Raw genomic sequence first — 21564 nt, forward strand, 5'->3', positions numbered from 1 at the left:
CATTATGAACCCTTGGTCCTTCTTTTTTATAGGCTATGTTTTTTCACAGCCCCCTGGATAGACTTTCTCTTTCGTGAAATTGGTTTTGGTGCTTTTTTGTTTTTGCTTTCTGCTGAAGCAGCTTTTGCATTTACAACCTCATACACTATGGAATCAATATCTTCTTGAGAAAAATCGATGGTATCCATTTTATATGTCCATTTGTAGGGCACTGGTTCTTTGTTGATTTCATCAAAGTATCTGTAGATTCTATCTTCGAGTTCTTTCTTGCTTTCCACACGGATTCCATCCAGCATCTGCTTTGTCATTTTACTGAAAAAACCTTCAATCATGTTTAACCAGGAACCATGTTTGGGTGTAAATACAAACTCAAAACGTCCAGAAACCGTATTCAGATATTCCTGGGTTTCTTTGGAGGTATGTGCAGAGTGATTATCCAGAATAATCTGAATAATATCGCCCTTTGGATATTTTTCATCAAGTTTCTTTAGAAAAGTCACAAAGTAAGAACTTTTATGAGTTTCACTTACTAATGGAATTGCTTCTCCTGAGAGCAAATCAATCGCTGCAAGCAGGGAGAGGGTTCCCAGCCTGACATACTCATAATCTCGCTGATAGCCATTGCTTTTATCTGTATTCGGAATCGGTGGACGGTCTTCACCTGTGGTAGCAATTGCCTGAATTCCTGGCTTTTCATCATAAGACAGGGTATGTACGGCATCTTTCTCAAAGGGAATCAGTTTTCCATCCTTGTCAAACTGCATTTCAATCTGCTTGTAGATAACAAGGACATCATGCATTTTTGCATCAAACTCAGGATCCCGTCTTTCGCAGTAATAGGACACCTGAAACGGTTTGATCCTTGCATTGCTCAGAATTTTCCGAAGCGTTGTTTCAGCTACTGTTGCCATACGAGGATGTCCTTCCGTTTCTGCTATAGAGTTGATGAATTTCCTGAAACTCATGGGATACCAGAATTCAGCAGAATAGCCGTAATCCTTCGGTTTTTGGCAGGCTTTACTGATTCCCCAGGTGATATCGTCATCGGTGATTTCCGTTTTTCTTCCACGGCCGTTGTTATCATGTAAAGAAGCTTCAACACCGTTCTCTTTAGATTTATTAAGACAACGTTTTACCACACCGATTCCAATATCCAGTTTGTCAGCAATTGCTTCGTTAGATGCACCCTCAGATTTGAGCAGAAGGATCCTAGCACGTTGATAAACGCGAATTTCCAAAGTGCTCTGAGTCAGCAGTTTATTTAAGTAAGATTTATCATCATCTGTTAAAGAAATAGTTTTAATTGTATTAGGCATAATTGACACCTCCGATGGTTCAATTATACCATAATAGGAATGTGAATTAAAATAGTTTGTTATTTAAAGTGGATTATACTAGTGTAACGGTTTTAAATTAACTACACCATATCACTTGCCTATTTTCCCGAGAATACATGCCAAAAAGCCTCAGCGTAGCCCCGCTACGCCTACGTTTTTTGACATGTACTCTTGAAAAAACATTCTGCGTGAATGGTGCAGTTATTTAGAAACCGTTACACTACATGTTTTCCAACAGCCTAGGAAGCTCTCCCAGCCGGTTAATATAACAATCCGCCCCCTCCTGATTCATAGAAAACCGGGTCTCACGCCTGGCTACCACATAAAGGCCGGCTCTTTTTGCCGCCTCAATTCCATAAGCGGAATCCTCCACCACAATACACTGCTCCCCGGATAATCCCAGCTGTTCCAAACATTTCAGGTAAATCTCGGGATTAGGCTTGCTTTCCTTAACCATATCCCCACACAGCACAATCTCCATAAAACTGCCAAAACCGCACAACTCCTTCGTCTCCATTGCCTTTTCCCTTGGCGTGGAGGTTGCCATAGCCAGACGCAGACCCATGGCCTTCAGTCTTTTCAGCGTAGGAATGGTATCCTCAAACACAATATCCTGATAAGACACCGGATGGCTTCTTCCGTAAACTCTATAAGCCTCAAAAAATTGTTCTCTGGTCCATTCAGGCGGAAAATACGCCCGGACCGCCTTCCAGTGCCCCTCCGAGGTAGCTCCCACCATCTTTAAAAGCTGTTTCCTTGGAACCTCCCTTTGGGCTGCCTCACGGGTAAATTCTTTAAGCCTTCTCATATAGACAATCTCTGAATCAATCAAAACACCGTCCATATCAAAAATGACCGCCTTTATCCTTCCGTCCATCCGCCTGCACCTTTCCTCGTTCTTACCGCTGAACTGGCTTTGCCTTTGTCTGTAATGCATCCCTTGTGCGCGGATAATTGCGCACATTCAGATCAATCCCCTTTGCTGTATAAGTCAGATAAGCCAAAAGTTGCATCGGAATACAGTATTCCAGGGCAGAAAAGTCCTCATCGTTTATAAAATCCGCTTCCAGAACATGGCCGGACTCCACTCCGTCCTGTGCGCCGATGGAATATACATGCTCGTTCTGGTCATTCATGATTTTGAATAATGTATTGATTCTGTCATAACCCCAGGTCTTTGGAGAAATAAGCACCGTGTACACATCCGGCTTTACAGAGGCCAGAGGGCCATGAAGAAATTCCTCAGACTCAAACCAGAAATAGGGATAGCGGACCGTTTCCATAGATTTCAGTGCTCCCTCCATTGCCGTTCCCACATTTGCGCCATAACCGATCACATAACATTTCTCACAGGCTTTCCAATCTTCTTTATTCGTCTCAAACCATGCCTTGGTTTTTTCAACCACCGCGTTTGTGTGACCCAACACCTTATTCAGTCTTTCCTTATAGTTCCTGTATGTATCTTCATCCACCCGCTTACTGTACCTTGCCGCTTCCAGAGCCATCACATAAAGCGTCAGCACCGTGCAGGTGTACCCCTTCGTTTTTGGCCCCACAAACTCACGTCCGCAGTCGATTGTCACCTTGTTCTTTGCGGTCTGGGTGCATGTGTTGTTCAAATACTCTGTCACAACAAAGTTATCCATTCCAAGGGTATTTGCTTTCTGAAGGGCATCAATGGTATTCGTGCTCTCCCCCTCCTGGGTCACAGCTACCATCAGATCAGTCTCCGGCTTCAGTGTGTCTTCAAAATGCGCAAATGCGTAGGAAGTCACTGTCACGCAGGGAACTCCCAGCATCTTCTCCATAAAATACCTTGCTGTCACACATGCGTTATAGGAGGTTCCGCTGGCCGCCAAAATTACTCTCTCATATGGCTTTTTTGCAAAATTTTCAGCAAAAACGCGGCAGAGGTCTTCACTCTTATCTACAATATGCAGTGCTGCCTCCTGCGTTTCATTGATATAATCCATCATTACAAAATCACTCATTTCAATTCTCCTTTAAATCTACAGTATTCCGAAAAATTTTCCTACAATGCCTACCGCAATAATTCCAAGCATGATCCAGTATGCCTTTACGCCCTTCTTTAACAGCTTGTATACAATAAAGGTTGCCGCAAGGGGAAGCATACAGGGGCAGATTTCATCAAAAATTGACTGAACATCCAATGTAACATCAGAGCCAAAATTAGCTACCAACGCTATTTTTATGGATACCATGGATGCAATCATGCCGCCTATTACCGTAAGTCCCATAACCGATGCCGCCCTGGTCGCGCGGTTCATAAGACCGCCGGAAACCAATGTGTCGATTGAGTCCGCTCCCAGCTTGTAGCCAAACAGGACGCCATAGTAGCGCACCAGGAAGTTAGGGATGTTATAAATCAGCAGGAACAGAAGGGGGCCAAGAAGATTCCTCTGCATAGCCAGTGATATACCAATACCGGAGCCAATGATACGGAAGGTTCCCCAGAAAAAGGTATCGCCGATTCCTGACAGCGGACCCATAAGGGCTACCTTTATGGCGTTTATGGAAGATACATCGAAATCCTCATTTTCGGAAGCTTCCTCCTCCATTGCGGCCGCAATGCCCAGAACAAAGGGAGAACAGGCAAATGTATTGTTATATACCTCAGAGTGGCGGCTCAAAGCCTGCGATAATTTTTCCTTATTATCCCCATACAGCTTTTTAAGTACAGGGATAATGGAATAGGCAAAGCCCGGTGCCTGCATACGGTCCATGGAATAACAGGCCGGAAGAAGAAAAGAGCGGAAAAACAAAGACATAAGATCCTTTTTCGTTATTTTTTTGCCTGTTGCCTCTTCATTAGATTTCGTTGTCATTGACAGCCACCTCCTTATTTGCATGATTGCTGGAATTAAATACTAAAACCGCCAGAATCGCTCCCACAATCGCAACACCTACATTGCTCATTCCTAAAAATGCAACGAATACAAAACCGATAAACAGGTATGGTGCCAGCTCCTTATTGTAGGTAAGCTGCATCAGCAGCGCAAAGCCCAGAGCCGGAAGCATATTGGAAGCCACTTTGATTCCGTCTGTAATAAATGCAGGAATCACTTTAATCAGATATTCAAACAGCGGCGCTCCTACCAGCATGCCTAAAAGGACTACCAAAAACGGGAAGAAGAAATAATTGAACAGTCCCATCCACTGACAGATCTCCATAGTACGGGTATTCCCGTCCTCTGCCGCCCGTTTTGCCCGCTCACTGAGCAGATGGTTTAACGGAATCCATGTCAGGTATCCTATGGTTGTTGCGAAAGTAGAAATCGGAAGTGCCAGCGCCAGCGCTACCTCGGTTCCTGTTCCGCTCCCCAGAACAAAACCAGTACATAATGCGCTTCCCAGAGTGATTTCCGGCATACCGGAATGTGCGCCGATTCCCACCAGTCCCATACTGAGCAGTTCAAACTGCGCTCCTATTATCATTCCTTCTACCGGGTTCCCGTAAATGAATCCTACCAGTGTTCCAACGATTAATGGACGCTGTATCATCGTCATTCCGAAAATACGGTTATCAATTTTACATATTCCCGCGATCAGCGCCACTAAAAAAGCCTTCATAAACATATGGTTATCCCTCCTGATTTTTCAATGCCTTTACAAGAAGCTTCTCAAGATTTACGAATTTGTCACTGGGCGTCGGAAGCATTCCCACTGCCACTCCTGTTTTTATCACTTCAAGAAGTGCTTTCATGTCCTCATTTGTCAAATTCAGATTATCTGTAATATACTCCGCCCTTTTTCTCACTCCTCCGATGGTCAGACGCTGTACGTCCTTTACGCCCTTGCATACCTTCGCCGCATCCTGCGGGTCGCTGACCAATGCCATAATCTTATACTTCTGATTCTCCGGTGCGTTTAAAAAAGCAATTCCATCCTCCACGCTTCGGAAGCCATATTTCACCCCCGGCGGAACTGCCATTTTCAAAGTTTTTTTCCTGAGCTCGTTTTTTACAACCTCATCGTTGATTACTAAAAGTACGTTTGCATCCAGAAACCTTGTCCATGATATAGCAACCTGTCCGTGAATCAGACGGTCATCCAAATGCAGTGCCTTTATCATAGTTCATCCTCCTCTCCCGGCTGTGCAATCCGGTTCACATACCTGACGCCTTCTTTTCCTACGTTTTCCAGATATGCAGCCAATTCCTCTGTCTGCATATCCTTCGGTGCTAAAAGCGCTTCCAACACCATGCCCAGATTCATGCCCGCAACCAGATACAGCTTCTTAGCGGACAGATATTCCGTCAGAATGTTATTCACATTTCCTCCAAACACATCTGTCAGCGCTATGATTTCATCTCCGGCTTCAAATCCGGAAAGAATCTGCTCAACCTGTGTCCGGATGCGTTCGCCTGAATCCTCTCTTGCGACCATTATGGTTTTTACCGGACTTATCAGTGCACTTCCACAGATAAACGAAGCACTTTCCAGTATAGCTCCTGCTAATGGGCCATGGGAAGCTAACAGCAGATGCCTCATCCCACCATCCTCCCTTCTTTTTATTGATATTTACATTTATTTGTAATATATATACATTATTGGCGATTTTACATTTCTTTCCTCTACATATGTATATATATTTATGTAGGTTCATTATAACATACTCATACTTTTTTGCAATATTTTTTTACATTTTTCATACTTTTTTATACATTTAAAAGAAACATCTTTTGTTTCACGACAAACGCATGAGTAAATAAATTGTGAACACGCTCCTTTTCTGATAAAATTAAAAGAAAAGGGGCGTTGATACATGCAGGAATTATTAGATTGGCTGGAATACATAAAAGATGATCGTCAGCAAAGGAAAGTTCGTCATACATTAAAGGACATTCTTGTTATTGTGTTGTTTGCAACATTAGCAAATGCAGATGACTGGGTAGAAATGGCATTATTTGCAGAAAATTATCAGGATTATCTTCGCAAATATATAGAGTTAAAAAACGGAATACCATCTCATGATACAATAAGACGCGTAATGGGAATGATATCACCAGAAATCCTGCAGCAGCTCTATGGAAAATGGCAGGATCGTTTAAATCAGGACGATGGGGAACTGTTGAAGAAGATCATCTGTATCGATGGAAAAACCATGCGTTCCAATAAAAGAGGAGATGGGAAGGCGGCTCACATTGTATCAGGATGGAGTAAGGAGGATGGTTTTTGCCTTGGTCAAAAAGCAGTTGAAGAAAAAAGCAATGAGATCGTAGCGATCCCGGAATTGCTGGACAAGATCCAGATAAAAGGCCAGATCGTAACAATCGATGCAATGGGAACGCAGACTGCAATAGCGGAGAAAATAAAGAAAAAACGGGCAGACTATGTGCTGGCATTGAAGAGAAATCAAAACAGTCTGTATGAAGATGTACAAGAATACTTTTCAGACGAAGAGTTCCAAAAAGAGATCCGTGAAAGAGGTAATTACAAAAAAACCCAGGAAAAAGCACATGGTCAGATCGAGATAAGGGAGTATTATCAGACAGAGGATATAAAGTGGTTAAGCCAAAAAAAGAAGTGGAAAGGACTGTCCAGCATCATAATGGAAAAGAAAACCCTGAAGAAGGAAGGCAATACAGCCATAGAGTATCGTTATTTCATTAGCAGTTTGAGGGCAGATATCGAACAGGTCAGCCGTGCAGTTAGAGGACACTGGAGTATAGAAAGCATGCACTGGTATCTGGATGTAACCTTCCGGGAAGATGCGAACACAACAATAGATAAGCTGGCAGCACAAAATTTGAATATCATAAGGAAATGGAGCCTGAGTATTTTGAAACCGGCACAGATGACAAGGCATAAGCTGTCGATGAGAAAGAAAAGGTTTGTAGTTAGTTTGCACCCGATTCAATATCTGGAAGAACTTTTAGAAGCTTAAAAAAATGAAATATAGTAAAAAAAGAATTGACAGGGGATAATCATTCATGCGTTTGTCGTGTCTTTTGTTTGTATATACATTGACCTTTTTCTCCATTTCGATTATAATAATTAAGCTCAAACTTCCCACATAAAAAATGGGGCTCGCACCTTGAAAAATCAATACTTTAACTCATAAATTAACATTCTGACAGGCATTTTAAGCATAGCATAATGCCTGTTGCATATATTTTGGCAGTCGTCAAATAAAGTTGGATGTAAATTCTTCCAACTGACTTTCTGTTATATGAAAGTATTCCATAACAGCATCCATTAGGGCATCTATAATAATCCTCATGGATTGGCTGAATGTGATATCATCCAATTCATCCAGTAGGCAGAAAAATAGTTCACAGATGGTTTTCTCATCTGTATTACGTCTTTGTGCGATAGACAGCATCATGTATCTTGTAAAAACGATGGCAATATGAGCATTTAAGGCATCATAAGATGTGCTTCTGCATTCTTTCTCCAGATGAAGATACGATTTGCAGGATTTGAAGAAAACTTCAATATCCCATATGCCGATATCTGGAACGTCCACGCCTCTTTTTATTACGACTGTAGATTTCCTTGATATTCAGATTTTTATCTTGGTATCCAGATTTGATCTTGCTCCTTTTCTTGATCATGGCAATGATATCCAGATTTTCTTCCTTTTTTAAAGCCTGGATTGTCTTTGGAGAAGAAAACCAACTGTCAAAAACAACGTATTTTGCAGCAATCCCTGCTTTCTGAACAGAATGGATCAGTTCGACCATGACATCAGTAGCTTTCCGCCGGGATTGACTTCTTCGTTTCCTGGCAAGGGAACGTCCATCATAGCATTCAGCTCTGCACAGAAGATTTTTGTCATCTGCAGCTGAGAGAAAGCAATGATTAATTGAAACAAAGGAATTTCCATCAGACCAGCCAAGCTGCACCAAGTGTCAGCATACGATAGCCACGCTTATATTTCATCGAGCAGTGATCAAAGACTTTTGCAAGAAGTTCTGTTTTCTTAGAACGTGACCGGTCAAACAGGCTATCATCGATAATGAATACGTCCTTGCGGTCTTCGGAAGTCAGTGGCTTCATAAAATCATTGACGATATTTGCAGAAAGCAGTGTTGTAAACCTTTGCCAGTTCGTCTTCGGACTATTTATAAAGCGATAGACGGTATTTTTAGAAAAATCTTCCTTAAATATGCCTGTTTTTCGCTGCATATACATGCTTCTGTCAGAAAAAAGGAGGCAAAATAGATAGCGAAAGATATCCATTACCGGAATCCCCTTTTCTTTTCCGGCATTGCTCTTAAACAAAAGCTTGCCTATATGAAACTCCGCGATAAAATTTGTGACAAAATCTAAAACATTGTTTTCGTTTTGGGAATTACGTGGTATACTTGACATGGCATAAATCTCCTTGCTGTGTAATTGTTTTTCGTCAACTCAATTATACCACTAGCGAGCGGTTTATGTCTTTTTTATGGGTTAAAATATTGATTTTTCAATGTTAAACACACCAAATGGTGTGGGAAGTTTGAGTTAAATATATTTAAATCAGAGAGGATTTTATGGGAAAGCAGTTACCGAAATATAAAGAAATAGAACGGGATATTCTTAATCAGATACAGAGCGGCGCTCTCAAAACAGGGGATCAGATTGAAACAGAAAATGAACTATGCGAGCGCTACAAGGTCAGCCGTATGACTGCCCGAAAAGCCCTGGATCTGCTTTCTTCGCAAGGCTATATAAACCGCATGCCGGGAAGGGGAACCTTTGTAAGTTCTATACAAATTTCAAAAAAAGCCAACTTTACCCGAAGCTTTTCAGATGATATGCGGTCGATTGGAAAAGCTCCAGGCTCTATTTTAGTGTCTTATTCCATCCATCGGGCCGCTGAAATTCCCGAAGCCGCAAGAGAACTGGGACTTGGGGATGATGAGCTGGTCCATTCTATTATAAGAATTCGTACCGCAGACGACACGATCATGGCTCTCAACTACACCTACCTTCCTGTCAGCCTGTTTCCTAACTTTGATCTTCGTATGCTGGAGGGTTCCCTTTACAATTATATCTCGCAGCACTATGACATTGATCCCACAGACGGCTCCCGCACAATCAGTGCGGTTTTGCCTACCCCACAGCAAAAAAAATGGCTGAAAATCGACGATATCCCGCTTCTGAAAATTTCCCATCCGGGCCATCTGACTGACGGACGCCGTTTTGAGTATTCGGAAACCTACTATATTGGTTCTCACTTTATCTATCGATACGAACGGTCTGAATAAAAGGAAAAGGAGCTGTGAAAAATGAGATCATCATTTTTCACAGCCCCTCTAGTTTCCCCTAATGAAAAATCCTCAACAAATTTGATTATCCCCTTTTATTGGCTGAAATATTGAATTTTCAAAGTTCAACATATCTTTTAAGTCTGGGAAATTTAAGTTAATTATTCTTGTGCAGTTCGTTGGAACATTGCCTCTCATAACCCAGACAAATGAACCATACCACGCAATATTCATTTTTAACATGAAAAAGTGTCACCATTAAATATGACACTTTTTCATGTAGTAAAATTCATCACAATACTCACTTTAAACGCCAGAATTCTAATACATTAAAGCAATCAAGGACAGAATCCAAAAATCCGATTCTGCCCTCAATACTTTTCTTTCAAACTTTTTATTTTCTTATTATTTTATATAAATTCTCGGCTTTTTAGGATTTAGCATTTTAATGAAAGGCTCTAGAATATTAGCAGTATAATGTATTGGCTGCGATTTGCAGATTTCAACAATTCTTTTCATAATATATAAATCAGGTTTAAACTCATTTATCTTAATCGGTCCACATTGTGCCATGAGATGATATTCCAATTCATATGCCAACAGCACAGTATATGGTGTAAATTTTCCTGGTTGTAGTCTTTTTAGCAGTTCAATTCGTTCGGATACTACTTTCTTATCTACAATACAATTACCAAAATGACAACAGTTTGCATAGTTGCAAGTTTCACACACTAATTGCTTGATCTGTTGATCTACTAAATCTTGATCTGATGGTATCATATGTTCATTAATCTTTTTAATTTTGCTAGGGTTTTCCAAGGCATAATCAATCTTTTTTTTCTTTTTATACCGCATATATCTGTAAATCTCTGCCTCAAATTCTATACAATCCCCTGCCTGTATGCCCTCAAATCCTACTCGATCCATCCAAATATGATCTTCTTTGCCATATGTGCTGGTTATCTCATAATATGTTCCCAAAATTACAATTCTTTTGAAAAGCACTTTTGCTGCTTCGCAATCAATTTTTTCAATTTGTCCTTTAAAAAATATTTTTGTATCTGATGCATTGTAATATGCAAATTGTAAATACTTTCTAATTTTTCCACAAGAAGCCTCTTGAATATCTAAATATTCATCATAATTTTTAAAATTGCTTCCTCGAACATCATCCATACCTTCTGGATCAAAATCAATCATTCCACCTTTATAATCAATACAGTATGGTCCTTCATAATGTTCACTCTTTAATTCGTTCCATTTATTCATAATTATCTCTCTGCTTTTATCCATAAATGCATTGTAAATACTTATCTGTATATCATACAATATAACTTTTTTGCGGAGCATTAAATGACAACACCATTTCTACTTGCGGTACACCTCCCCACTGACTAATGCTAATATCATCAGCAGCCATTAAAACCATACGCATCTGCTTTTGCTTCTCTCCAATTATAAAACCTTGTTTATTGACTATAGTAACAGTAATATTTTCATCTGCATCCCGTTCAACATAAAGTTTTGCGAAAGATTCAACTGCAAAGTTTTGTAACACAGGAAAAAATGCCTTATCGAACCACTCTTTAAAACCCATTAATTTTAATGTATTTCCAACTCCATGAGTTCTTCTAATTGCCTCCAGTGCAGACAACGCTTCTTCTGAAGATAAACAATCTATTACATCATGTAACTTCTCAATTGAACTTTCATCCGAATAATCATATTCCGTTATTTTTTCACTTTCTAACGTATCATTATTATCCACCCCATATTCTCCATCTGTATTTGGGGTCTCTGGTTTTGTTTTTAAATTTTCGCTACCCTTCTCTATTTTTTCATTTATTTCCTGCATAATTTGTCTCCTTAATGCAAAACATTAATTAGCATACACCTGTATGCTATCTAGCTCACTATAGCATACAGGTGTTAAAAACACAATAATTTAAATATAATTAAACAATAAAGTAGAAATGGTTAGAACTTACGCTAGAGGCCTCTTACTGAAAAAGAGTAAATTCCCCGTGCAATTCGTTTCATATGCTGAATTAGGTAAATGTGCAATGCTTTTCCATTCTAACCAAACGATAGATTCTATTTTCTTATGCAGATATATAAAAGAGGAATTAATCATGAATGAATACGGATATTTGAAATTTCATATTGAAGATATTCTAAAAGAAAAAGGTATCTCTAAAAATCGTATGTGCCTTGATCTGCGCTTGCAAAGAACACAACTAAATAACTACTGTAAAGGTCTCATCCAACGAATTGATGTGAACACCCTATGCCATATGTGTCAATATTTGAATTGTTCTATTGGCGATTTGATAGAATATTGTGAAAATGATATTCCAAAATAAGATCAAAATGCCATTTGCATTTTATTTTCCATTATATAAAATACAGCCCTGTATTTGGTATCAAAATCAAATACAGGGCTGTTCAGATATATTTCTTCTCCTAGAAATGTTTTTGTTTATTAATCAATAGTTCTTATTCTTGCCACAACTCCTTTTTTGCGTGATTTCAAAATTAGTCTCATCATTTTGAACAATAAGGACAATTGCTTCCTCTACTTCTTATTGCCACCGTAGTTCTCCATTCATGACCATTTTTACATCTCCACCAGACTTTTTTGTTCGAATGTAGTGTTACTTCGTTCATTTTTATTTTTTTATTCTTCTCGAAATGCCATTCCTCTCTCAGATCAGGTCTCAACGTTTCCAAATCGGTTTCTCCCGGAATTGCATAACGTCCCGAGCAATATGGACATCCACATTTTTCTTTTCCAGTTCTCGTATTTATCACTGATTGCCATTCATGACCAAATGAACATATCCACCAGACTTTTCTACCTGATGAAATAGTACAATCAGATGGCTTACAAGTTTTATTTTTTTGTGTATGCCATTCAGCAGCAAGGTCAGGACGTAATGTCTCTAAGTCATTTTCGCCTGGAACAGGCCGTTTTCCAGAACAGAACGGACATCCGGAATCCATATTTGTGCGACTAATTACAGATGCTTGCCAACTGTGTCCTTTATCGCAGATCCACCAAACTTTCTTTCCTGACTTTGCAAATATTTTTTCTGGTAATTTGTTAGCATTTTTTACACAATCATATTCTTTAGCAATTTTCGGAAATAGCGTTTTAAGATCCGTTACACCTTCAATATTTAAATTTCCGGAACAATAGGGACATCCTGAGCCTTTTTTTCTCGTTCTATCACAAATTTTGGCTTGCCATTCATGACCTGCCGAACATATCCACCAAACTCTTCTATTAGAACCAGCTTTCACATCTATTGGACGTAATTTATTATTTTTCTCAGGATGCCATTCTCTTCCAATATCTGGATATAATGTTTGCAAATCATTTTCACCAGATATTGCATATCGCCCCGAGCAATAAGGACAACTTGATTTTTTATTTGTCCTGTGGTACACACTCGCTATCCACTCATGTCCCTTGGGACATATCCACCAGACTTCCTTGTTTGAGCCACGAGTAATATCTTGTGGGTTCAATTGCTTATTTTTTTCCCAATTCCATTCTTTCATCAATTCCGGACATTTATCATAAATATTTTCCAGTTTCAATCTATATTTTACCTGTCTTTTCTGTTTAATTTCGATTTCTATTTTTACAACCAAATTCTCCATTACAATACGGACATCCTTCTCCACCAACTCTATGATCTGGAGTTGCTCTCCATTCATGTCCATATTGACATATCCACCAAACTTTTTTGGCATGTCTTGGTTTAATATCAAATGGTTTTAATTTATTATTTTTAGTTGGATGCCATTCTGCAGCTATATCTGGATAAAGAGTCTCTAAATCATTCTCTCCTGGAATTACCTTCTTCCCAGAACAATATGGACATCTCCGCCCCCTCATAATATGTGCTGCATTGGTCTTCCATGAATGGTTGTTTTCGCATCTCCACCATGTTTTGATGCTTGTATGTGCTTTAATATTTTCTGGAAATATTTCCTCCTCAGCATTTTTGTCATAATCCCACATAAACATAAGTTCTGGATTTGTGGTTGCTATATCTGTTTCTCCAGGAATTGCCACACGTCCAGAGCAATATGGACATCCTTGATTTCTTGTTACTCGTTTCTCGATCGAAGCTGTCCATTTATGTCCTCTCCCGCAAATCCAACCAACCATACGTTTAGAATTAATATTGGCTTTATCAGGCGTATAATCACCATTTTTTTCAAAATCCCATTCTCTGCTTAAATCCGGTCTTTGAGATTCGATATCATTCTCACCTTTCGCAACATATTTACCAACACAATAAGGACAGTCATTATTACGTTGACATCTTACTCTTACCTCTGTTTTCCATTCATGTCCCTTAGAACAAATCCACCAAACTTTATCCGTAGAACCAGCCCGCACATCATTTGGCGTAAGCGTTCCATTTAATGTTGGATGCCATTGAATAGCCATTTGTGGATGTGTTGTGGCTATACAATTTTCTTTTGTGACTTCAATTCTCTTACCCATGTGTTACTCCTACAAATTCAGCCCCGACATAATATCACTGGTTATATCCGATGTTTTTTCCTCTTTTTCATCTACATCCGATAAATATCTCCGTAATGTTTTATTAATATCAATTACTTCTGACAATTTTTGTTGCAAACTTTCAGAGTATACATCCAAATCAACCTTTTTATCTGTTATACCCATCTGCGAAAGCATTTCTTTTCTTGCTGCTTCATCTGTAGCTTTCATTAAATATGTAATTCGTTTACTTAGAGCATCCTGAACTATTTGTAATTTATCTATTTTTTCTGTCAGCTTTAAAATATCAATTTTCATTGATTTATTTTCAGATTTCAAAGCTTCGTTCTCTCTCACGATATTCCCATTTTGTACGAGCAATTTGTCTACGGTTTTCCTTGTTTCAACAATCATTTTCCTTTTAACTATATCTGTTTGTTCCATAAAAGTATCTATATTTGATGCTCTAAGAAGGAGATTCGTATTTATACTTGCAGTCAAACTACGTGTTTTATTAATTTCTTCAATTTTTAAAGTACAAAGCTTAGATCTATCAATTACTTTCCCTGTTTTTTCATCTTTTTCTCTAATTGGACGAGTAAAATGATAATCCCGCACCTCTTCCAAACCTTCAATATTATTTCTGCACCATTTAGCAAGCTCGGTTGCTTTTATTTTCTTTCTTTCAATTTCGGCATATTTGACCACTGCATCTAGCAACTGGTCTTCGTCATATTTTTGAGTTTTTGCCATTCTTCCAGTTTCTCCCTTGCTTTTATATTACAGCCCATTCGCAAACGTGTAGCATCTGTCTGGACAGCTAAAAATACTTCTTCCAAAGTTATTTTTCTATTTTTCATGCTCATAGTATTATTCATAAATTCGATGACTCTTTTAGCACTATCGTCTGCTTTTTTCTTTTGCCCACAAATGAATGCTTCCAACTCCGATTTTGTTGGTTTATAGTATTTGCATCCCATGCAATCAGCTAAATGTCCCTGTTCAATGCAATCATCAATATTTTTCCCGTCTAATATTCGTTTTGGAGCTGTACAAACAGACTTCCCCATATTTACTACCATCAAGGCACTTTTTTCATATTGTTCTGCCGAATATCTCCATTCATAATCTAATTGTTTTTGCAAATGGACAATCGATGAAGCCCATATAGTATCCGAAATATTTGTATAATATCCAGAACTTGTACTGATATTTATATGATCCGCAAGCTGTCGACATATGTCTGCTCCTGATTTCTGGAAATATAAATTAGCCATTGCTATAGGTCTACTATCTCCTGCTGTCACACGCTCGTATTCCGTAATGCCAGATGCATATTTTGCAAAATCATACATATGATTACCAATAATATGTTTTTCCACGAAAGAAGCTATAAGCTGATTAAATGCCCCCAAAGAAAGCATCTTATTAATTGACAACTCACTATACACAAACAAAAATCTTCTATCTTCTTTTTCCGTTAATTCTATATATTTTTCAATATTGCGAACAACCTCTGTATCCGGAATTTCATAAACGAATTCTTTATAATCCTTATTTACATCATAATAAACAGCTTTATTCCCTTTTTTTAGTTTTGTGCGACGTACTGTCAAGAAAATTTTATTATTCTTTCTTTCGATACAATTTTTAGGTGTAAGCAACATTTCTGTTGCTCTAAGAGGCAAAATGAACGTAACATTAACCCAAAAATAAATAGGAAACCATTTTATAAAAACTTCTTCCTCACATTCTTCTTTGTAAATGCGATTTATTTCATTTTCTATCACCAGATAATTAATGATTGGTGACAGTTTTCTTTGCGAAGTTTTACTGCACTTTTTTAGTTTAATATATGAAATAATCTTTTCAATTTGTTCATTAGGAGTATTAATAAATCCAAGAAACTCTTTAACCGTAACAATATCTTCGGTTGTTAATTCAAAATCCTTATCCCTATATCTCATAAGGAAGTGTTTTATAATGTAAATCTTATTTCTTGCAATCGTGTTATATATATACACACCATTATAATAAATAGCATAACAACGAAGCATATTTTTCATTGTTTCGATTGGAATTTCAAACTCTTTTCCCATGTGCTTATAATATAGACTAGCATTCATAGTGAATTTTATTCCATATTTTCTTACGCCCGAATACCCCATCCACTTATCAGAATTGAACTCTCCTTCCATTTTTCCTTCAATTACTAATTTTCTATGTATTTCACGACATTTGTTCAATAAATCTGCACTATATACTTGATCTGTATAGATTACAACATCTTCGGATTCAATTTCTCGTAAAAAATTATCCATCCAAAACCTCCTTAAGTAATTTCTTCATGCCTTCTTTTTCTTCTTTTGACATTTCTTTTATGATTTCATTGATAATTGTCTGGAAAGCAGGGATTATTTTTGATTTAAGTGCAATTTCATATTTGTTATTTCCAGTTGCAATAGCTTTGCACTGATAGTCTTTAATTACTTTTATGAGAGAGGGAATTCCGTCGTTTGTAAACACATAATACGGGCAAAGATTTGCAAGACATGATTCGTAGGTTGGATATCCACAGCAAAATCCTAAAGCTTGTTTTTTGCAGTAAATACCTGCATCCTTGCCTTTGCCTCTATCCTGAACAATGTTGTACATCGCTTTTAATATTTCTTTCGGTTCTTCTACTTTTCCTTCTGCAAATTCTCCTGCTATTCTATTCGCTGCAATAAATGCTGCACCAGCAGTTTCTAGTTCAAATGCTGACAACGGGATTTTCGCCATAATTTCCGTTTGTTCTTTTGCCGGTAGTTGTTTAAATGCCTGTGGATATGCTGCAATAAGAGCATGATACAATGATACGCCAAATACACCTCTCTGCATCATCATATATAAGACTATTTCAGCACTTTCTCCCGTAAGGCCATGATCTCTAAGGTAAATAGCTGTAGTATTAATATTAGCATGATTGCGTGCATATGCAGCTACAACATGAGCCATTAACGTTGTATTGCCATTGTCTCTCGCTGCCTGTTCTAAACCTTGCAAATACGATTTATTAAGTCTCCTGGAAGAAATTGGCTGGCTACCGGTTATCGCAAAAATTTCTTCACCAAAGAATTCTTTGCATATAACCCAATTACGATACATATCAGTACGATAAGAATGCATATATCCTTCGCCAGACGTTATATGATGATACTCAGCTACTAAAATTAATTTTCCAAAATATTTTCTAAGTTCTGGTACTATTTCAGACCGCAACTTTCCCATTCCAGTCTTTTGAGGTGCGTTATTTGCCATCTCAATTCTTCGTATAGAATAAAGAGCAATTTTATCATAAGTATCATCTGTAATATTTTCATTTAATATATCTTCTTTTAGGGTTTTTATATTGATTTTAAAAGGATTATCATTACTTTTTATATCTGGATAAACCCATCTATTGCATATATCAGATGCACGCCAACCGCAAATATAATGGCAGGCAAGAAACATCCACGTCTCAATATATTTACTATTTTCAAGTGCTTTTATGGTAAGATTGTGCTCTTTGTCATAATCCGAATTAAACAGTATTCTGGCCAGTTTGACAAAATCCTCATAAGAATACGCTGGAGCTGGATTTCGTTCTTTTTTCTTTAATTCGATGTTGTGATAATTTACAATTTCATAATCGGCTACATACCTAAAAAAATCTACCAACAGTATTTTTGTTCTTGCTATATCTGCGTCTTCAATCACTGAAATGATTTCTTCATCAGTAATTCTTGTGATTTCCGATATATTAAATATAATTTTAACAAACTCAGTAAGTGCCGGAGTATATATGTTATTTTCATTTTCAATATACGTAATATATTTCTTGACATATTTTTTATTTAATGGATGCCATGCTGAAAGCTTTATCATTGATTCAATCTTTTCTTTTTCTGTAAGACCAAAATCACGAAAAAATTCTTCACTTTTGAATTCAAGAAATTGCGCATCTTCTTTTGTTACATAAAAATCTTCTTTATCTGGAAGATTAAATAATATATTTTCTGTTTCGACAATTTCTATGTTAAAATAATTATTTTCCTCGAGGAAGTCGATATATTTATCACGATTTTTTGCATATTTAGAATCAAATCTATCTGAGTCGTGCTTTTTTAAAAAGAATCTAATACCAATATAATTACTTTGCTGCTCTAATATTTTATTGCAAACAGACTTATGTATCTTACCATCTGTAGATTCAATTTTGCCGTTTTCGATGTGATATGTAAGAACTCGTGCTTTCACTTTAATAATTTGACTTGCTTTATATATTGTTACTAAATCATTCTCTTTTTTTGCAGTCTTTGACACTACTAAATATCCTCCAAAATCTGTGCCTGAAATATGTAAGAGCTTTCTCTAAAGACCTCTATTAATTCTGAATTTTCATGAATATAATCATTCATCGACTCCTGACTCGAATCACCACGCCATTTCATAATTTCTCCACTCGTAAGTTTTGCTTTTGTTAACAAATACATTGTAAACCAGTGTCTAAACATATGTGCACCCGGATATTCGATTTCATATGTTTCAATAAACGCGGCATTGTCAGCATATGTTCCCTGACGCTCACATGATTTTTTTAAGGATGGCAAAAATCTTTCATAAAACAGTTTTTTTATTCTGTCCGAGTAAGTTTGTACCGTCATTGGATTTCCTTGTTTATTAACAAATAATGGTGCATTTTTACCCGTGTCAAACCCTTTCTGTTCCATTAATGCTATGTGATAATCGTACAAATCTTTTATTTCTGCAATAAAATCATTATAAACTTTTTGAATACGATTTTTCTTGATCGCACCCGGATCTGTCTTCTTGCTCCAACTTTTGAAAAATGGAGCCTCATCTGTAAGATCTATTTCTATTCCTGCAATCATGCCAAACCCTCTTCTAAGTGTTTTAATTCTGCCACAGGTAACATTTACCACTTCTCCTTCGCGTAATCCCGCATAAGCTCCAAGAGCAATCCCAAGCGTAATGTCTGGCGCATATTTCTTCGCTTCGTATAGTAATAAATCGAGATAACCATCCACAAGAACTCGATTCTTTTTATGTATAGTTTTAGGAGGCGAAATACGAAAAGATGCGTTATGGACAATAGCAACTTTTTTATGATACTTCTCATCCTTTGCAATTGTTAATGACTTTAGTTCTTCCCCCATATATCGAAACGGTAATACATCTCTATTGTACGTATAGTACAATATTAAGAAATCCATAACGTAATCTCTGTAGCGAAGCCATGTTTCTTTGTTGTACTCGCTTCCATTTTCTTTCATTTTTATCGATTTTAAAAATCCTCTTACTGTCTCAAGCGTACATTCATGTAAAGAATTAATATTGGTTTTTCTTAATACATAGTTCAAAAAATGACAAATTGCATATGCTTTAATTGATAAGCTCTTTTCATCTAGTGATTCACTTTTTTGCAGATGACACAAATATCTTTCTAACCCCGTATATAAAATCGGAATGTTCGTTTCCATTTCATAAAGTACGATGCACGGATAATTTTTTAATTTTCCATCTTCTCCTTCTATCTGTACCGCTCTATTCATAAAGCAACATTCTTGTCTATATTCTTTCACACCATTATCAGGGAATGGGATAATATTGTGCATTTGATTCCTCCAGCAAAGTAAAAAATAAACGATATAATAAGTCTATATCTATTATATCGTTTATTTTTTATAATGTCAACTTTATTCATTTTTGTTTGTATTTACTTAATTTATAAGTAATAAATATAACGTATATATTTTTTTAGTTTCATGCGGTCTTGCTGTGGACGGGACAATGGAAAACCTCCTTTCCTTATGGGCTGTCAACGAACATAATAAACAACAAAGCTGCAAAACGTATCCTTAAATCGTGTACATCATATGGCAGGATCATGCAGTTAACAACCGGATCCACGGGCTTTACACCGGCTAAAATACAGCCCGTGTGCCTATAAACATAGTTTACCAGAAATAAACCAAAAAGAAACATCTTTTTTGCAGGGCTGAACTGCTGCGAAACACCCCGTATTTCCACTTCAGTGATTGAAAAAACGGAATCCCTGTGATATACTTTATATCTGCATCAGACTTTTTTAACATACAATAAAAGAAATATAGAGAAAGGCAGAAACCCGCATAAATCAAGGGTTTCTGAACAGGTAAAGATAAAAATGAAATTAGGTATCGTCGGACTTCCGAATGTAGGAAAAAGTACACTTTTTAATTCTCTCACAAAAGCAGGCGCCGAGTCTGCCAATTATCCCTTCTGTACCATCGATCCCAATGTAGGCGTTGTACCGGTTCCCGATGAGAGGCTGGACAAGCTGACCGCCATGTATAACTCCGAAAAAACCACCCATGCAGTGATTGAATTTGTAGATATTGCAGGTCTGGTAAAGGGAGCTTCCAAAGGTGAAGGTCTGGGAAATCAGTTTCTTTCCAATATCCGGGAGGTAGACGCGATCGTCCATGTGGTGCGCTGCTTTGATGACCCTAATGTGATTCATGTAGACGGAAGCGTAGATCCGGTCCGCGACATTGAAACCATCAATCTGGAACTGATCTTCTCTGATATCGAAATCCTGGAGCGCCGGATCGCAAAGCAGTCCAAAGGCGCATTTAACAATAAGGAGCTGGCAAAGGAGGTCGCTCTTTTAAAGGCGATCAAAGCACATCTGGAGGATGGAAAGCTGGCCCGCAGCTTTGAACCCGAAGACGAGGATGACCGCGCATTTATCAACACGCTGGATTTGCTGACCTGGAAGCCTGTTATCTTTGCTGCCAATGTTTCCGAGGATGATCTGGCAGATGACGGCGCTTCCAACCGGTATGTATCTGAGGTACGCCAGTTTGCAGCAGAAAATGACTGTGAGGTATTTGTGATCTGTGCAGAAATCGAGCAGGAAATTGCAGAGCTTGAGGAAGATGAAAAGAAAATGTTCCTTGATGATCTGGGCTTAACAGAGTCCGGACTTGAGAAGCTCATCGCTGCCAGCTACCGTATTCTGGGACTTATGAGCTATCTGACTGCAGGTCCTCAGGAGTCCAGAGCATGGACCATTAAAGTAGGCACCAAGGCACCTCAGGCTGCCGGAAAAATCCACAGCGATTTTGAACGCGGCTTTATCCGGGCAGAGGTTGTAAACTATGACGATCTTATGGCCTGCGGAAGCATGAATGCCGCAAAAGAAAAGGGACTTGTGCGTTCTGAGGGCAAGGAATACGTCATGAAGGACGGAGATGTGGTTCTGTTCCGTTTTAATGTATAATTTAATCATTTTGCCAGAGGGAGATCGATCTTGTTTTATGATTCTCCTTCATCACCGCCTGATATACCATCTGGTAGCAGGCGGTTTTTTTCTTTCTATCCCCACCGAAACAGCTATAAGCTTCTTTTTTGCTCAGATCAATCATTATTTCGTCTGTTTTCCCATTTTTTTGTAAAC

Annotated in this window: 19 protein-coding genes and 1 pseudogene; 4 read left to right on the forward strand and 16 right to left on the reverse strand. The window is 38.0% G+C overall.

The window, feature by feature from the left end:
- Positions 1-26: 26 nt before the first annotated feature.
- The 7 genes from WKT10_RS10505 to WKT10_RS10535 all read right to left on the reverse strand — a co-directional run bounded on the left by WKT10_RS10505 (position 27) and on the right by WKT10_RS10535 (position 5849).
- Positions 27-1316, reverse strand: a complete 1290-nt coding sequence (locus tag WKT10_RS10505) for an IS630 family transposase (RefSeq protein WP_118705621.1) — start codon at positions 1314-1316, stop codon at positions 27-29.
- A gap of 241 nt (positions 1317-1557) precedes the next feature.
- Positions 1558-2214 (reverse strand): HAD family hydrolase, encoded by a 657-nt coding sequence (locus WKT10_RS10510; protein WP_182430427.1) that lies wholly within the window; start codon positions 2212-2214, stop codon positions 1558-1560.
- A 22-nt stretch (positions 2215-2236) separates the two neighbouring features.
- The gene (locus WKT10_RS10515) at positions 2237-3328 is read right to left on the reverse strand and encodes an SIS domain-containing protein (RefSeq protein WP_118544316.1); all 1092 of its coding nucleotides are present in this window, start codon (positions 3326-3328) and stop codon (positions 2237-2239) included.
- A gap of 18 nt (positions 3329-3346) precedes the next feature.
- On the reverse strand, positions 3347-4183 hold the full coding sequence (locus WKT10_RS10520; RefSeq protein ID WP_340277098.1) for a PTS system mannose/fructose/sorbose family transporter subunit IID: 837 nt from the start codon (positions 4181-4183) through the stop codon (positions 3347-3349).
- Entirely contained in the window at positions 4167-4934 is a 768-nt protein-coding gene (locus tag WKT10_RS10525) for a PTS mannose/fructose/sorbose/N-acetylgalactosamine transporter subunit IIC (protein WP_340277099.1), read from the reverse strand. Before WKT10_RS10525 ends, WKT10_RS10520 begins: the two co-directional genes overlap by 17 nt.
- 4 nt (positions 4935-4938) lie before the next feature.
- On the reverse strand, positions 4939-5430 hold the full coding sequence (locus WKT10_RS10530) for a PTS sugar transporter subunit IIB (RefSeq protein ID WP_340277101.1): 492 nt from the start codon (positions 5428-5430) through the stop codon (positions 4939-4941).
- The gene (locus WKT10_RS10535; RefSeq protein WP_118544320.1) at positions 5427-5849 is read right to left on the reverse strand and encodes a PTS sugar transporter subunit IIA; all 423 of its coding nucleotides are present in this window, start codon (positions 5847-5849) and stop codon (positions 5427-5429) included. Before WKT10_RS10535 ends, WKT10_RS10530 begins: the two co-directional genes overlap by 4 nt.
- A 274-nt stretch (positions 5850-6123) precedes the next feature.
- On the opposite strand from WKT10_RS10535, the gene WKT10_RS10540 reads away from it, so the two are divergent.
- Entirely contained in the window at positions 6124-7245 is a 1122-nt protein-coding gene (locus WKT10_RS10540) for an ISAs1 family transposase (RefSeq protein WP_340277105.1), read from the forward strand.
- Between the two features lie 240 nt (positions 7246-7485).
- Here WKT10_RS10540 and WKT10_RS16040 read toward each other — a convergent pair.
- A pseudogene (locus WKT10_RS16040) lies at positions 7486-8675 on the reverse strand (IS4 family transposase).
- 164 nt (positions 8676-8839) lie between these two features.
- On the opposite strand from WKT10_RS16040, the gene WKT10_RS10555 reads away from it, so the two are divergent.
- Complete coding sequence (locus tag WKT10_RS10555) at positions 8840-9556, forward strand: GntR family transcriptional regulator (RefSeq protein WP_118543991.1); 717 nt, start codon at positions 8840-8842, stop codon at positions 9554-9556.
- Between the two features lie 405 nt (positions 9557-9961).
- On the opposite strand, the gene WKT10_RS10560 is transcribed toward WKT10_RS10555, so the two are convergent.
- Positions 9962-10825 carry a hypothetical protein gene (locus WKT10_RS10560; RefSeq protein ID WP_340277116.1) on the reverse strand — a complete coding sequence of 288 codons (864 nt, stop codon included), beginning with the start codon at positions 10823-10825 and terminating at the stop codon, positions 9962-9964.
- Between the two features lie 52 nt (positions 10826-10877).
- The gene (locus WKT10_RS10565) at positions 10878-11411 is read right to left on the reverse strand and encodes a hypothetical protein (protein ID WP_340277118.1); all 534 of its coding nucleotides are present in this window, start codon (positions 11409-11411) and stop codon (positions 10878-10880) included.
- Between the two features lie 277 nt (positions 11412-11688).
- Between WKT10_RS10565 and WKT10_RS10570 the strand changes: the two genes are divergently transcribed.
- Complete coding sequence (locus WKT10_RS10570; protein ID WP_340277120.1) at positions 11689-11919, forward strand: helix-turn-helix domain-containing protein; 231 nt, start codon at positions 11689-11691, stop codon at positions 11917-11919.
- Between the two features lie 181 nt (positions 11920-12100).
- Here the strand turns inward: WKT10_RS10570 and WKT10_RS10575 are convergent, their stop codons facing one another.
- The 6 genes from WKT10_RS10575 to WKT10_RS10600 are packed head-to-tail and all read right to left on the reverse strand — an operon-like array spanning position 12101 to position 19738.
- The gene (locus WKT10_RS10575; protein ID WP_340277122.1) at positions 12101-13222 is read right to left on the reverse strand and encodes a zinc-ribbon domain-containing protein; all 1122 of its coding nucleotides are present in this window, start codon (positions 13220-13222) and stop codon (positions 12101-12103) included.
- Positions 13185-14078 (reverse strand): zinc-ribbon domain-containing protein, encoded by an 894-nt coding sequence (locus tag WKT10_RS10580; RefSeq protein ID WP_340277124.1) that lies wholly within the window; start codon positions 14076-14078, stop codon positions 13185-13187. Before WKT10_RS10580 ends, WKT10_RS10575 begins: the two co-directional genes overlap by 38 nt.
- 9 nt (positions 14079-14087) lie before the next feature.
- On the reverse strand, positions 14088-14831 hold the full coding sequence (locus WKT10_RS10585) for a hypothetical protein (protein WP_340277125.1): 744 nt from the start codon (positions 14829-14831) through the stop codon (positions 14088-14090).
- The gene (locus WKT10_RS10590; RefSeq protein ID WP_340277127.1) at positions 14792-16399 is read right to left on the reverse strand and encodes a hypothetical protein; all 1608 of its coding nucleotides are present in this window, start codon (positions 16397-16399) and stop codon (positions 14792-14794) included. Before WKT10_RS10590 ends, WKT10_RS10585 begins: the two co-directional genes overlap by 40 nt.
- Positions 16392-18425 (reverse strand): hypothetical protein, encoded by a 2034-nt coding sequence (locus WKT10_RS10595; protein ID WP_340277129.1) that lies wholly within the window; start codon positions 18423-18425, stop codon positions 16392-16394. Before WKT10_RS10595 ends, WKT10_RS10590 begins: the two co-directional genes overlap by 8 nt.
- 2 nt (positions 18426-18427) lie before the next feature.
- Positions 18428-19738 (reverse strand): hypothetical protein, encoded by a 1311-nt coding sequence (locus WKT10_RS10600; protein ID WP_340277131.1) that lies wholly within the window; start codon positions 19736-19738, stop codon positions 18428-18430.
- Positions 19739-20289: 551 nt separating this feature from the next.
- On the opposite strand from WKT10_RS10600, the gene ychF reads away from it, so the two are divergent.
- Positions 20290-21387, forward strand: a complete 1098-nt coding sequence (ychF, locus tag WKT10_RS10605) for a redox-regulated ATPase YchF (RefSeq protein WP_066549480.1) — start codon at positions 20290-20292, stop codon at positions 21385-21387.
- Positions 21388-21564 lie beyond the last annotated feature (177 nt).

The sequence above is a fragment of the Enterocloster sp. HCN-30185 genome (assembly GCF_037890305.1).
In the GTDB taxonomy this organism is placed as follows: domain Bacteria; phylum Bacillota; class Clostridia; order Lachnospirales; family Lachnospiraceae; genus Enterocloster.

Bases quoted from the DNA above. Each gene is read 5' to 3' on its own strand.
- WKT10_RS10505 (WP_118705621.1), bottom strand. From the start codon at position 1,316: ATGCCTAATACAATTAAAACTATTTCTTTAACAGATGATGATAAATCT.
- WKT10_RS10510 (WP_182430427.1), bottom strand. From the start codon at position 2,214: ATGGACGGAAGGATAAAGGCGGTCATTTTTGATATGGACGGTGTTTTG.
- WKT10_RS10515 (WP_118544316.1), bottom strand. From the start codon at position 3,328: ATGAGTGATTTTGTAATGATGGATTATATCAATGAAACGCAGGAGGCA.
- WKT10_RS10520 (WP_340277098.1), bottom strand. From the start codon at position 4,183: ATGACAACGAAATCTAATGAAGAGGCAACAGGCAAAAAAATAACGAAA.
- WKT10_RS10525 (WP_340277099.1), bottom strand. From the start codon at position 4,934: ATGTTTATGAAGGCTTTTTTAGTGGCGCTGATCGCGGGAATATGTAAA.
- WKT10_RS10530 (WP_340277101.1), bottom strand. From the start codon at position 5,430: ATGATAAAGGCACTGCATTTGGATGACCGTCTGATTCACGGACAGGTT.
- WKT10_RS10535 (WP_118544320.1), bottom strand. From the start codon at position 5,849: ATGAGGCATCTGCTGTTAGCTTCCCATGGCCCATTAGCAGGAGCTATA.
- WKT10_RS10540 (WP_340277105.1), top strand. From the start codon at position 6,124: ATGCAGGAATTATTAGATTGGCTGGAATACATAAAAGATGATCGTCAG.
- WKT10_RS10555 (WP_118543991.1), top strand. From the start codon at position 8,840: ATGGGAAAGCAGTTACCGAAATATAAAGAAATAGAACGGGATATTCTT.
- WKT10_RS10560 (WP_340277116.1), bottom strand. From the start codon at position 10,825: ATGAATAAATGGAACGAATTAAAGAGTGAACATTATGAAGGACCATAC.
- WKT10_RS10565 (WP_340277118.1), bottom strand. From the start codon at position 11,411: ATGCAGGAAATAAATGAAAAAATAGAGAAGGGTAGCGAAAATTTAAAA.
- WKT10_RS10570 (WP_340277120.1), top strand. From the start codon at position 11,689: ATGAATGAATACGGATATTTGAAATTTCATATTGAAGATATTCTAAAA.
- WKT10_RS10575 (WP_340277122.1), bottom strand. From the start codon at position 13,222: ATGGAGAATTTGGTTGTAAAAATAGAAATCGAAATTAAACAGAAAAGA.
- WKT10_RS10580 (WP_340277124.1), bottom strand. From the start codon at position 14,078: ATGGGTAAGAGAATTGAAGTCACAAAAGAAAATTGTATAGCCACAACA.
- WKT10_RS10585 (WP_340277125.1), bottom strand. From the start codon at position 14,831: ATGGCAAAAACTCAAAAATATGACGAAGACCAGTTGCTAGATGCAGTG.
- WKT10_RS10590 (WP_340277127.1), bottom strand. From the start codon at position 16,399: ATGGATAATTTTTTACGAGAAATTGAATCCGAAGATGTTGTAATCTAT.
- WKT10_RS10600 (WP_340277131.1), bottom strand. From the start codon at position 19,738: ATGCACAATATTATCCCATTCCCTGATAATGGTGTGAAAGAATATAGA.
- ychF (WP_066549480.1), top strand. From the start codon at position 20,290: ATGAAATTAGGTATCGTCGGACTTCCGAATGTAGGAAAAAGTACACTT.